We start from the raw sequence: 12,692 nt of genomic DNA on the forward strand, positions 1-12,692 counted from the left end.
GGTTATTTTATGAGTAGAAAAGGTTTTTCTTTACTCGAGTTAATCATTGCAGTGGGTGTCCTGGCCATAGGACTGGTGGGTGTCTTGCAGATATTTCCTGTGGGACTCAGGGCCTCGTATCGCGCTGGCATGATCACAAAGGCATCATTTATAGCGCAGAATAAGATGGAAGAGGTAAAGATGTCAGGGTTTGACGCGATAAGCGCGCTTCCGCCGAAGATACCTCTATCAGGTGAAGATGATGATTTTAAATGGGAGATATTTATAGATGATGTTGACCTGGACGGCGTGGAGTCCAGCGACGACATACAAAAGGTTACAGTGACTGTAAGCTGGATAGATAGAAACAGGACAAGGTCAAAGGATTTTGTGACGTATGTTACGAGGTAGGACAGGTTTTACCATTGTCGAGATACTTATTGCGCTGGCTATACTTGCCATGATAGTCGCGTCCACTTTTACGATCTTCAGGAGTTCAGCTAAATCCTGGCAAAAGGGCGAGGCAAGGAGCGAGCGCTATCATAATGCAAGGGTTGCTATAGGCAGGATGAGCATGGAGATATCCCAGGCAGTGATCATTGAGAATAGCGACGCAAGGTTTGTCGGACAGTCAGATGAGGTAAGCTTTGTCTCGTTTGTCTCAAGTACAGAAGGCGTGTTCGAGCAGGCAGAGATAGAATACTGGTTTGATAGCGGACAAAAAATCCTCATGCGCAATGAAGACGCTGAGCCTGACTATGATTTTTCCACGCAGGATTATAGCGACATATTGGCTGATGGTATAGCAACGCTGGAATTTTCATACTATGACGGCTCAACATGGACTGATACGTGGGATTCAAGATTTATCGACGAGGAAACTGAAGTAGAACAGGACATCCTACCCAAGGCAGTCAAGATAAAGATACAGGTACAGGACAGAAAAGGCAAAGAAAGTGAGACCTTTGAAGTCATAACCCACCTAAAGATCTCCTAAGCACTCGCCTGGAATTCTCTTGTAATAGTAGTATTTTTGTAGTATAATAAAGTTACATTACCTACCAGGCCTTATATCTATTAGCGAGGCTGTTTTTTGCGTGAATTATGGATATACTTAAAAAAGTATTATTAATTAAAATAATAAGCTATATTCTTCTTTGCGCCTTTCTATTTACCAATACTGCATATTCAGCCCAGCCAATATTTACACTAAGGTCTCATCTCATATCCACTGGCGAAGGAAAAGATGGAGAATTAGGGGAAAGGTCTGCAGCCTATATTTTCGGCAATCCGCCTAAATTTAGAATGGGATCAATGGAACTCGGAGACATGAAGCTTCTTCAGGCCCTTACGCTTGCTACCCAAGGTAAATTTGATGAGGCATTTATTCGTACAAAGGGTGCACTACTAGACGAGGCTTATATACTCAATATAGATACAGCTATTTTTATATTAAGCGGCCTTCTGGCAATCTATGGACCAAAGACAAATAAGGGTAAGGAAGTGACAACTTTATTAAATATAATTAAAGTGCATGATAAAGACGTAGACCAGACAGTAATGAAGGAAAAGATACAAGGTCATATCGTAGACTCTTATCTGGATGAGATAAGATTTTTATATGAGAGGGGATATTCTTTGCTCCAGGATAACAAGGCCCAGGAGGCATGGAAATTATTAAACCGGGCGCAGAGCATGCTTTATGAATTACAATCAAAATATAGTTTTTTAAAGACAGATGAAAGAATAGCTCCATTACGTTTGGATATAGAAGCTGATCTTAGAATGATACAAGATGGAGATGAGCTTCTATTAAAAGATCGCTTGCTTCAGGCTGTTAATCCAGATACAGGTGAATTTTTAGATATAGACTTAGACTTTTATGAAGCACACGATGGAGGTAAGTACCATTGCAATTCACAGGTACTTATCTTAGATCCAGAAGGTCGAATACTAACTCCAGTTAGAACCAGAAGGCAAAGAAAAAAAGATATATCTGCAACAGCCCATTTGTTTAAAGATGAGAGTTTTGAGGCATGCGCATTACGAGCTGTTAAGGCAGATACAGGCCTTTCTTCAATAAACAAGAATTCACTAATACCATTGGGCCCTATTATTGGCGAGAAGAAGATGGGGTATCAAAACTATAAGGATACGAGGCCCTATTATTATGATGAAGATGGCATATTTCGCTCTGCATCTCAGGAAAAAGATAATCGTGAATATGGGAGATTTTTCTTATGCATATTGACTCCAGAACAGGTAAGTGAGATCCAGGATACTGGTAATCCATTGATACAGACTTTAGGTTTAACATTTACATCCCTTTCAGCTTATCTTGAATCCGTAGTTAGGCAGCCTGAGGAATTTGCCAGTACTGCGCTCCAACTATTTGGTCATCCCAATAACATCAACCTTGTTCACTCGAAGATTTTAAATGGTATAGAGTCTATCTTTGATCATATCAAGACCCATCCTGATGAAATCGTAGAATTGAGTTATGTCGAGACTCTATATAGGAGCTGTAGATCTACAATTGAACGTATAGAAAATTGGGAAGGTTCATCCTGGGCAGCTCATTTGGATAGCTCTGACGCAGATTTTACTGATAAATGCAAGGCCATGGCATTACAGGATCTTGAGAACCGTTATCAGGAACTTAGAACCATAACAGTTTGGCGGACACTAGAGAGCCATTACAGAGATAAACTGATCTTGGGCTGGAAAGATGTATATGACATTATTAATGTCATGAATTTATTAGGTAATGATGCTCAGTCAGTTCAGGGCAGGGCATTATTGCATACCTTTTTGAAAAAAGGTGTAAAGATAAAGCGCCTCTCGAAAAGCAAATTTATATTTGAATATGATGGTCATAGGCTAAAAGGATTATCTATAGATAACAAGGGCAAGTTAAATATTACGCCAGCGATAAGAAAAGGGGTGGATTTAATTAGGCGTGGGGCCATTGCAGCAGATATGGATTTAACCACAGCCTTCCGTAATGAAAATATAGATCAAGAGATGTTCTATTATATAAATCAGATTCTTATATTGGGAATGCTTTATGGTATAGTCTCAGGGAATGAATTTAAAAAGCAATATAGACGTTCTCTCAGAGAGCTTATAGTCCAAGAGTTATGCGAGGCAATGGTCATATATGCAAGTGGCGCAGGAGTAAAGACAGGGTTTGATGATCAAGGAGAGCTTAAACCTGATAATAAATATAGCAGGTCTTTTGACAAGGAGCAGTTAGAGGCATTAGACCCAGTTTTAGATAAGCTTTTAATTGCCTGGCGCAGCGTTATGATGGGGATCATAAATAGCGGATATGTAAATGAGGATGGAAAGATAAATGGGTCAAAGACTAAGCAGGATGCAGTCAAGTCTATTAAAAAAGAATTCAAAGATAAAGATCTTATCGTATATGGCATTGATATAGCAGGCGAGATTATGAAAAATATAGACGATATATTGGATGAAATAGAGACTTTATTAACAAAATCAGATTTAGACGATAAAGAGAAGAAACATCATGAAAGACTATTGGCCCAGCTTAGATTGAATAGCGGTGAGATACAATTACTTGAAAATGACGAACATGAACTTCGCAGAAAAGAGGCATGGCCATTTATTGATACTAGGCCTGATATAGTAGGTAATGGAATTATTCAAAAGACATTAAAACCTATGGTGCCTTCTAAGGGTAGGGAGCTTTTACGTGACATATCTGCGAAGATAATTGAACAATTTAATATTTCTAATGCTGACTATGTCCCTATAAAAGTTACAGGAGGAGGGTCTACCAGTGTTGATTTTACGCGAGAGGATATTAGCAAGGCTACTGCTGCAGAGGATCTAGTAGTTGGGGAGAAACTTGGGCCGGATGATCGTGATCTAGTAATAGCTATTGATGATGAAATGGAACCTGGGCAAGTAGGGTTTCCTTTTCTCACAGTTCCCGGAATTACTGTTATTTCCATAGAGAAGACAAAAAACGGAAAGAAGAGGACATATCCTAAGGATGTTGCAGAACAAATCAAAGCTGAATGGTTTTGGACAGGAGACCATGATTTAGGCTATGAACTAGAGGCCACCAAGAATATTTATATAGCACTTATAGAATTATATATGCAAGAGATGCTGAATCTATGCATGGATAAAAAAGATGTTACGCCAGCCATTAGAAGGTTAAAGCAAGAGCTAGTCAGTGGTAAAATAACCGACTATATAAATATTACGAATAGCCCCCTTGCTGCTCTTAAAGGTAGTCAAAAAGATATCTGATCCTCTCCGAATCCCAAAATAATCTTGATATAATAAAAAATATACCTATAATAAGACCTACAATGAAGATTGGTATAATCGGTCCGCCGCAGAGTGGGAAGACTACTATATTTAAAATCTTGTTGCAGGCTGATGTGCCTGGGAATATCGGTGTGTTTAAGACATCGGACTATCGCGTGGACGCGATCGCCAGGAATATTTCCGCTAAAAAGATGACATACCCGGAGTTTACATTTGTGGATCTGGGGGCGATATCAGGGTTTAAGAAAAAAGATATGTCCCAGCTCCAGGATGTAGATCTATTCATATGTACTATAGGTACTTTTTTCAGCCAGGACCCTAAAAAGGATTTTGAAAGCGCGATTACTGATATAATAGTTTTTGATCTGGAGTTTATACAGGACAGGATTGCCAGGGTCCATAAGGAAAAAAGGCCTGGCTCAGATAAGGTACTGGAGGTTTTGGAAAAATGCCAGAAGATCGTTTCTGATGGCAGGCTTTTGCGGAATGTCGGATTAAAAGAGGATGAGATTAAGGTGCTTTCCGGCCTGACATTCTTAAGCTTAAGGCCATTGATCCTGGCGATAAATGTTTCAGACGAGGATAAGGCCGACTTAAAGGCCCTTAAAGAATATTGTAGATCAAAGGATATGCGTTCTATCAGGTTTTTTGGAAAAACAGAACTAGAACTGCTTGAGCTCGAACCAGCAGAGAGGGAAAAGTTTCATAAGGACATGGGTCTGGGCGCTAGTTTCAGGGAAGAGGCATCAAAGTTAATAATGAAGGAACTAGATCTTATTACATTTTTCACAGCAGGAGAAAAAGATACGCGCGGCTGGTATTTAAAAAGAGGCTTGAGCGTTTTAGAAGCAGCTGGTAAAATACACACTGACATTCAGCGCGGCTTCATAAGGGCCGAAGTCGTGAACTTCAAGGATTTCGAGAAATACGGCTCTACACATGGCGCCCGCGAAGAAGGTGCATTAAAGGTAGAAGGCAAAGAATACGTAGTCAAAGACGGAGACATCATTAACGTGAGATTTAACGTTTAGCTTTCAGCCTTCAGCTTTCAGCCATCAGCGGCTGACAGCTGATAGCTGACAGCTGACAGCTTGGGAAGGAGAACGTAATGCGCAAGGTAAGGCGAGCATTGATCAGCGTGTCGGATAAGGCAGGATTAGAGGAATTCGCAAAGGGGTTGAACGAATTAGGCGTAGAGATACTCTCAACAGGCGGCACTGCAAAGCTCATTGGCGGTCTGGGCATAAAGGTGAGGCCTGTTTCAGATTATACGGGTTTTCCAGAGATGCTGGACGGTAGGGTAAAGACCCTGCACCCAAAGATCCACGGCGGACTCCTGTCGCTTCGTGAAAACAAAAGCCACATGGAACAGGTCCAGAAGCACGGGATTGAGCTGATCGATATGGTGGTAGTGAATCTCTATCCATTTGAAAAAACTGTGGCCAAAGAGGGCGTGAAGCAGGAAGAGGCCATTGAAAATATAGACATAGGCGGGCCGAGCATGCTTCGCTCAGCCGCGAAGAATTTTAAAGATGTAGTGGTTGTGTGTAATCCTGATAGCTACAAGGAGATACTTAAGGAGCTAAAAAAGAATGACGGTGCGATTTCTGACAAGCTTCATTTCAAATTGGGCGTCGAGGTATTTGAGAAGACGTCGAAATACGATACTGCGATTTACGGCTATTTAAGAAAACAATTGGATGGTGTCAAGTGTCAAGTGTCAGGTGTCAAGGATGAATTTCCTGACGCATTGAATTTAGATTTTGAAAAAGTGCAGTCGTTGAGGTATGGGGAGAATCCGCATCAGAAGGCAGCGTTTTATAAAGATAAAAATGTCAGTATGGTCGGTATAAGCAATGCCGAGCAGCTGCATGGCAAAGAACTTTCGTTTAACAACATCATAGATCTTGACGCAGCGCTTGAGATAGTAAAGGAGTTCAAGGAACCAGCAGCAAGTGTAATTAAGCACACGAATCCATGCGGCGCAGCTTTAGCCAAGACACTTAAAGAGGCATATGTCAATGCATTGGACTGCGACAGGGTGTCAGCATTTGGCAGCATAGTCGGACTTAATAGAAAAGCTGATAAAGCTACTGCGGAAGCGATTTGCTCAGCAGGTTTTACCGAGTGCGTTATCGCGCCTAACTATGACAAGGACGCCATGGATGTCTTTAAACAGAAAAAGAATCTCAGGATCATAAAGGTAGGCGAGCTAAAAGGTGTTGAAAAGGATTACGATCTAAAAAAGGTCGTGGGCGGGGTGTTGATCCAGGATAGAGATGTCAGGGTGATAGAGGCTACGGATCTAAAAGTCGCTACTAAAAAGCAGCCTACAGATGAAGAGCTAAAATCTCTACTTTTCGGCTGGAAGATAGTAAAGCACGTGCGTTCAAACGCCATAGTCCTCTCCAGCGGTACAAAGGCAGTGGGCATAGGTGCGGGCCAGATGTCCAGGGTGGACTCAATGATAATCTCCATACGAAAATCAGCTGGCCGCTCTAAAGGCGCTACATGCGCGAGTGACGCATTCTTTCCTAAAGAGGATGCCATACAAGAGGCCAAGAAAGCAGGCATAACCAGCATCATACAGCCAGGCGGCTCTATAAAAGACGCAGATGTCATAAAGGCATGCGACGAAGCTGGCATAAGCATGGTCTTAACAGGAGCGAGACATTTCAAGCATTGATGGATTACGTTGCAGCGATTGATTACGTTGATTCGTTTATAAACTTCGAAAAGATACCGCAATATAGTTACGCCTCGAGTTTTAACCTGGATAGGATGCGTGCCCTCCTGGGGGAATTAGGTGATCCTCATCAAGGATTAAAGATAATACATGTAGCTGGCTCTAAAGGCAAAGGCTCCACCTGCGCGATTATAGCTTCGATTTTGCGAGAGGCTGGGTATCGTGTGGGCCTGTATACTTCCCCGCATCTTTTGGATGTGAGGGAGCGCATTAGAGTTGAAGGCGATATAGAAAAAAAAGATTTTATTAGATTGATCGAGAAGATAGACCCTAGCGCTGAGAAGTTCAGGGATCAGGATCTCTCGTTCTTTGAAATCCTTACAGCAGCAGCGTTTTTGTATTTCAAGGAAAAGAAAGTTGATTTCGCTATTTTAGAAACAGGCCTTGGCGGCAGGCTTGATGCGACAAATGTTACAGAGCCGCTCGCGTGCGGCATAACGAGTATCAGCTTAGAGCATACTGATAAATTGGGCGATAATTTAGCAGCAATTGCTAAAGAAAAAGCAGGGATCATTAAGAAAGAGCGCCCTGTGTTTACTGTTTCACAGCGCAAAGAAGTTCTTGATGTAATAAAAGAAGTCTGCAGAGAAAAAGACGCGAAGCTTTACCCTGTACAGACGCGGTGTCTAGACACCGCGTCTGTACAGGGTTTAAGCCTTTTAGGTAAGCATCAGCTTGAGAATGCGAGCCTTGCAATAGCAATGGTAAAATTTATAGATCCCAAGATAGGCGAAGAAACAATAAAGACTGCCTTAAAGAAAGTTGATTGGCCCGGAAGACTGCAGGTTCTGCAGAAAGAGCCTTACGTTATCCTGGACGGCGCGCAAAACACAGCCAGCATAAAGGCAGTTTTATCGTCTATAAAAGAGCTTTTTGATTACAAGAGGCTCATATGTGTATTCGGCATAATGAGTGACAAGGACATAAAGGGCGTTGCGAGAGAATTGGACAATGCCAGTGACACAGTTATTCTCACAAGGCCCCACAATGACCGCGCAGTAGATCCAGTTAAGTTAAAAGAGAATTTTCAAAAAGCCAAGACTAGAGTAACATCTAATACCAGAGAGGCGCTTGATGCGGCATTGGTCATAGCGCAAAAAGAAGATTTAGTATTAGTCACTGGTTCTCTCTACCTGGTCGGCGAAGCACTGATTCTAACCCCCTCTGTAGGCCAGGTTTAAACCTGGCCTACAGAGGGGGGAGTTAAAGTTATGGATATGAATAAGCTTAATTTAGACGATACAATCGTAGCGATTTCAACGCCTGTGGGTGAAGGTGGCATAGGCATCGTGCGCTTGAGTGGCAAAAACGCGCTTAAAGTCGCAGACAGGATCTTTGTATCTAAAAATGGTAAAAAACCATCGCGATTTAAAACCTACACAGTGCATTACGGGCATATTGCAAATATAGATGAAGTTATTTTGACCGTAATGCGGGCGCCGCGAAGTTACACTAAGGAACACGTGGTTGAGATAAATTGTCACAGTGGCATAGTGCCGCTTAAAAAGATATTGGATCTAGTATTGAAAAACGGCGCCAGATTAGCAGAGCCAGGCGAGTTTACAAAAAGGGCTTTTCTTAATGGCCGCATTGACATACTCCAGGCAGAGTCAGTGCTGGATATTATCAGGGCAAAGACAGACTTGAGTCTACGGGCAGCCCTGAATAATCTCGAAGGCGCGTTTTCGAAAAAGATCAATGCGGTAAGAGACGAACTGATCGGCGTATTGGCACACATCGAGGCATCTATAGATTTTCCAGAAGAGGAAGATGTGGATCGCATCAGGCGAAAAGAGATTCAGCATAATTTGAGACGCGTCAGTAAAGACATGCGAAAGTTTATCTCTACAGCTGACCAGGGCAAGATCCTACGCCAGGGCATAAAGACAGTAATATGCGGAAGCCCTAATGTAGGCAAGTCCAGCCTCATGAACGCGTTGCTCAGAGACTGTAGAGCGATCGTCACTCATCTGCCAGGCACTACGCGCGACACCATAGAGGAGATCGTGAATATTAAAGGAGTACCAGTAGTCCTGATAGATACAGCAGGTATAAGCGCTACTAGTCACCCCATAGAAAAAGAAGGCGTTAAGAGAAGTCACTCTTCCATAGAAACTGCGGATCTGATTTTATTGGTCCTGGATCATGGGCGCAAACTCTCAAGGCGCGATAAAGAGATCATACGCATCATTAAAGATAAAGAAAACGTGATCATAGTAATCAATAAAAAGGATTTGAAGAAACGCATAGACATAGGGGGTTTACCAAAAAGGCGCATTGTATACACCTCAGCGATCAGGCAAACAGGTATTGATAGACTGGAAGACACGGTCAATGATATTATATTTAAAGGCAAGGCCCCGACAGCAGATCTTGCAAGCATCTCCAATGACAGGCAGCTGGGGGTATTGCAGCGCTCGTTCGAAGATGTAAAAGCAGCGCTGGATAAGGCGCCAGTAGATTGCATTGCTGTATATGTTCGCTCAGCTATTGAGAGCCTGGGAGAAATAACAGGCCATACTATAACCGAACAAGCGCTGGACAGAATATTCGCGGAATTTTGCATTGGGAAGTAATCGCAGGGTTCTCCTCTCTGTAGGCCAGGTTTAAACCTGGCCTACAGAGAGGAGAGTGTAAAGTTAGACTAAAAAGGAGGGATAGATGGATAAAAGCAAGATAAAGAAGGCTGTAAAGATGATTTTGGAGGCAGTGGGGGATGATCCTAATAGGGCGGATCTTAAGAAGACACCTGAGAGGGTCGCTGATATGTACGAGGAGATATTTAGCGGCATCTCACAGGATCCCTCGAAGCACCTGGAAGTGCTTTTAGGCGAGAAGCATGACGAGATGGTGCTTCTTAAGGGTATACCTTTATATAGTGTGTGCGAGCACCATACCTTGCCTTTTGTAGGTAAGGCGCATGTAGCTTATATTCCAAAGGGTGGTAGAGTGACTGGATTGAGTAAATTAGCAAGGGTAGTAGATATTCTTTCCAAAAGACTCCAGGTCCAGGAAAGACTTACCACTGAGATAGCGGATATTTTAATGAAGAAGCTCAGGCCTCAAGGCGTGATGGTGGTGATCGAGGCAGAACACCTCTGCATGAGCATGCGTGGTGTTAAAAAAGCAGGCGCCTTAACAGTCACCAGCGCGGTAAGAGGAGTTTTTAAGGAAAATTCAAAGACCCGCTCAGAAACCCTCGCTTTAATAAAAAGCTAAACATGCCTTATAAAAAAAGTAGGCCAGGTTTAAACCTGGCCTACTTTTTTATTACTTTACGCACGTACCATTGATTACTCGATCGGTACGCCAGCAGCATTAGTTAACCTTATAACGCCGCTCTCATCCACGAAAAATACTCGCGTACCTGTTGTTCCGCTAACAGCTGGTGAAGCAGTGCATGTAAACTGGTTCGCGTTTACAAGAGCGTAGGTATAAAAATACCCTTGCTTTGCATTCGCGGCCGCAGTTGCTCCTCCAAGTCCTCCATCGATGTATGGCGGAGTTGCTCCACTGAGTGCTGCCAGGTTTGCAGGATACGTGGTTGGCGTTTGCGCTGAACGGAAGCTCTCAGATGCAGTGCTGATAGTTCGGCATGCTGCAATAGATGCTGCTTCGTTAGCGTTGTGCCTTGCTCGTAGCAAATTCGGTATGGCAATTGCTGCCAATAAAGATATGATTGCGACGACTATCATGATTTCTACGAGCGTGAAACCGTGCCTGGTTTTTAATCTCATCATTTTTATCACCTCCTTTCTTACCTCTAATATAAGTTTACCACACTTTTAAGCTTATTCAAGGTAGTGCCCGCATATTCGTAGGCCAGGTTTAAACCTGGCCTACGAATACTACTTAGGGTTGTGAAATTTTTGTGAAGGTCTTGTATTTGGCTATTTTTATGATATACTTGCCATGTAATCGAAAAGGGCACACCGTCTGAGAGGATGGGTCGCAAAGCCACAGGTCCTGAGCAATAAAGGGACAGCTGGGTTGCCGATGAGAAAATCGGAGAAACATTTTGCTGAACCCCATATTTTCAGATGGGGAATTTTTTTGCCCATAACATTAAGGTATTTAAAAAGCCGTTCATAGTGTAGCCCAGGTTTAAACCTGGGCTACAAGAGAGAAGGGAGAAAGGTCATGAAGAGCGCCATACTTAAAGGAATAGTAATTATAGGTATTATATTATTAATAGGCCACCCATTGGCAGCACAGCCCCAGCAGCTTAGTGATGCTGAGCTGGAGCAAGTATCTGCAGGAGCGTTCATGGACTTTGATATGTTCGAGCAAATGCTGGGAGATATGATGCTCCTGGCTGAGGCAGGCACACTTGCTAATATTAATGCGATCAATTCCGCCACCTTGGTCCAGAGCAATTTCAATGTCAATGAAATAGGCTCAGGCGAGATCGTAAATATAAATACAGCTGAAGTAATAAACCAGATCGCCAGCTCCAACAACACACTTACCTTATCAGATTCAGCGCAAAGTTCCCTTACTGCCCTTGCTAACATAAACGCGGTAAATAGCGCTGTAGTGGTCCAGAGTAATTTTAATTTCAATGTAGATTCCTGCACCAATACCAACACCGCCACAGTAATCAACACCCGCTAATAGCTAACTTTACTTTCCCTTCTGTAGGCCAGGTTTAAACCTGGCCTATTCACTTTTATTTTACATTTTTCTTTAAATAGGATATTTTTTTAGTCCTTAATCTACCTCTTTGATGAAATATTTCTTGACAGTAATTAATACGTAGTGTATTATTGTGTCATATTGTTTTGATAAAGCATAAGAATTGAAACTTAAAGTATAATATCTTATTATATTATATTAAATTTTGTTTTATGCACATAGATGTAGAAAAACAAAAAAAAGATCGTAGATTCTTTTTAGCTTTAAGACAAAAAGCGCTTATTTGTTTTATTGCTATTTTTTTTATCTGTACCACCACCGCGATTATTTGCACGCCTTGCGTATACGCGAAAATAGCCTCACCCGATAATTTTAAAATAGCCAGAGCCATATCAGGGAAGAAACAAGCAGCGCTTGAAAAGAGACGCTTTGCCAGGGAATCAGCTCAGCAGAAGAAAAAACTTGCAAGAGATGAGGCCCAAAGACTCAAACAAGAACGCCTCGCTGAAAAACAAAAGATCCGCGAACAAAAACTCCAGACCAAGCAGGAACGCGCAGAAGAAAAGCAGAAGATCCGCGAAGAAAAACAACGCGAACGCCAGAAAAAGATAGATAAAGCCACAGAGCTCAAACAAGAACGCCTCGCCGAAAAACAAAAGATCAGAGAACAAAAACTCCAGGCAAGAGAAGAAAAGCTCCAGGAAGCAAAAAGGCTCAAAGATAACCGCCTTGCTGAAAAGCAGAAGATCCGCGAAGAAAAACAACGAGAACACCAGAAAAAGATAGATGAGGCCAGAAGAGTAAAGGAACAAAAACTCCAGGCAAAACAGGAGCGCGCGGAAGAAGCAAAGAAGGCCAAAGAAGAAAAAATCGCGAACGCAAAAATACGCGAGGAAGAGCGCATTGCCGAAAAACAACGCGTCCGCGAACAAAAACTCCAGGCAAGAGAAGAAAAGCTCCTGAAATCAAAAAGAGCCAAAGAGAACCGCATCGCGGAAAAACAACGCGTCGGAGAAGAAAAACA

At 42.4% G+C, this 12,692-nt stretch carries 11 protein-coding genes and 1 riboswitch; of the genes, 10 read left to right on the forward strand and 1 reads right to left on the reverse strand.

What is annotated here, in order from left to right:
- The first annotated feature begins 9 nt into the window (after positions 1-9).
- The 8 genes from P9L93_04235 (at position 10) to folE (ending at position 10,252) form a co-directional block, all read left to right on the forward strand.
- Positions 10-390, forward strand: coding sequence for a prepilin-type N-terminal cleavage/methylation domain-containing protein (locus P9L93_04235; GenBank protein MDP8230294.1), 381 nt, complete (start codon positions 10-12; stop codon positions 388-390).
- Positions 377-976 (forward strand): type II secretion system protein GspJ, encoded by a 600-nt coding sequence (locus P9L93_04240; protein ID MDP8230295.1) that lies wholly within the window; start codon positions 377-379, stop codon positions 974-976. Before P9L93_04235 ends, P9L93_04240 begins: the two co-directional genes overlap by 14 nt.
- Positions 977-1,083: 107 nt before the next feature.
- Complete coding sequence (locus P9L93_04245; protein ID MDP8230296.1) at positions 1,084-4,266, forward strand: hypothetical protein; 3,183 nt, start codon at positions 1,084-1,086, stop codon at positions 4,264-4,266.
- A 62-nt stretch (positions 4,267-4,328) separates the two neighbouring features.
- Positions 4,329-5,318: a DUF933 domain-containing protein gene (locus P9L93_04250; GenBank protein MDP8230297.1), complete on the forward strand. Its 990-nt coding sequence runs from the start codon at positions 4,329-4,331 to the stop codon at positions 5,316-5,318.
- 77 nt (positions 5,319-5,395) lie between these two features.
- The gene (purH, locus tag P9L93_04255; protein MDP8230298.1) at positions 5,396-6,973 is read left to right on the forward strand and encodes a bifunctional phosphoribosylaminoimidazolecarboxamide formyltransferase/IMP cyclohydrolase; all 1,578 of its coding nucleotides are present in this window, start codon (positions 5,396-5,398) and stop codon (positions 6,971-6,973) included.
- Positions 6,916-8,214 (forward strand): folylpolyglutamate synthase/dihydrofolate synthase family protein, encoded by a 1,299-nt coding sequence (locus P9L93_04260; GenBank protein MDP8230299.1) that lies wholly within the window; start codon positions 6,916-6,918, stop codon positions 8,212-8,214. Before purH ends, P9L93_04260 begins: the two co-directional genes overlap by 58 nt.
- Before the next feature lie 36 nt (positions 8,215-8,250).
- The gene (gene mnmE, locus P9L93_04265) at positions 8,251-9,609 is read left to right on the forward strand and encodes a tRNA uridine-5-carboxymethylaminomethyl(34) synthesis GTPase MnmE (protein MDP8230300.1); all 1,359 of its coding nucleotides are present in this window, start codon (positions 8,251-8,253) and stop codon (positions 9,607-9,609) included.
- An 85-nt stretch (positions 9,610-9,694) separates the two neighbouring features.
- Complete coding sequence (gene folE, locus P9L93_04270; GenBank protein ID MDP8230301.1) at positions 9,695-10,252, forward strand: GTP cyclohydrolase I FolE; 558 nt, start codon at positions 9,695-9,697, stop codon at positions 10,250-10,252.
- A 74-nt stretch (positions 10,253-10,326) separates the two neighbouring features.
- On the opposite strand, the gene P9L93_04275 is transcribed toward folE, so the two are convergent.
- Positions 10,327-10,773: a type II secretion system protein gene (locus tag P9L93_04275; GenBank protein MDP8230302.1), complete on the reverse strand. Its 447-nt coding sequence runs from the start codon at positions 10,771-10,773 to the stop codon at positions 10,327-10,329.
- Between the two features lie 176 nt (positions 10,774-10,949).
- Positions 10,950-11,031: riboswitch (cyclic di-GMP riboswitch) on the forward strand.
- A 142-nt stretch (positions 11,032-11,173) separates the two neighbouring features.
- On the opposite strand from P9L93_04275, the gene P9L93_04280 reads away from it, so the two are divergent.
- Both P9L93_04280 and P9L93_04285 read left to right on the forward strand, forming a co-directional pair.
- Positions 11,174-11,647, forward strand: coding sequence for a hypothetical protein (locus tag P9L93_04280; GenBank protein ID MDP8230303.1), 474 nt, complete (start codon positions 11,174-11,176; stop codon positions 11,645-11,647).
- A gap of 233 nt (positions 11,648-11,880) precedes the next feature.
- The coding region (locus P9L93_04285) for a hypothetical protein (GenBank protein MDP8230304.1) at positions 11,881-12,692 on the forward strand (812 nt) is incomplete at its 3' end.

Origin of the sequence: Candidatus Gorgyraea atricola, from assembly GCA_030765235.1 — a bacterium.
Lineage (GTDB): Bacteria > Omnitrophota > Gorgyraeia > Gorgyraeales > Gorgyraeaceae > Gorgyraea > Gorgyraea atricola.

Coding starts and splice junctions, on each gene's coding strand:
- P9L93_04235 (MDP8230294.1), top strand. CDS start 10: ATGAGTAGAAAAGGTTTTTCTTTACTCGAGTTAATCATTGCAGTGGGT.
- P9L93_04240 (MDP8230295.1), top strand. CDS start 377: ATGTTACGAGGTAGGACAGGTTTTACCATTGTCGAGATACTTATTGCG.
- P9L93_04245 (MDP8230296.1), top strand. CDS start 1,084: ATGGATATACTTAAAAAAGTATTATTAATTAAAATAATAAGCTATATT.
- P9L93_04250 (MDP8230297.1), top strand. CDS start 4,329: ATGAAGATTGGTATAATCGGTCCGCCGCAGAGTGGGAAGACTACTATA.
- purH (MDP8230298.1), top strand. CDS start 5,396: ATGCGCAAGGTAAGGCGAGCATTGATCAGCGTGTCGGATAAGGCAGGA.
- P9L93_04260 (MDP8230299.1), top strand. CDS start 6,916: ATGCGACGAAGCTGGCATAAGCATGGTCTTAACAGGAGCGAGACATTT.
- mnmE (MDP8230300.1), top strand. CDS start 8,251: ATGAATAAGCTTAATTTAGACGATACAATCGTAGCGATTTCAACGCCT.
- folE (MDP8230301.1), top strand. CDS start 9,695: ATGGATAAAAGCAAGATAAAGAAGGCTGTAAAGATGATTTTGGAGGCA.
- P9L93_04275 (MDP8230302.1), bottom strand. CDS start 10,773: ATGATGAGATTAAAAACCAGGCACGGTTTCACGCTCGTAGAAATCATG.
- P9L93_04280 (MDP8230303.1), top strand. CDS start 11,174: ATGAAGAGCGCCATACTTAAAGGAATAGTAATTATAGGTATTATATTA.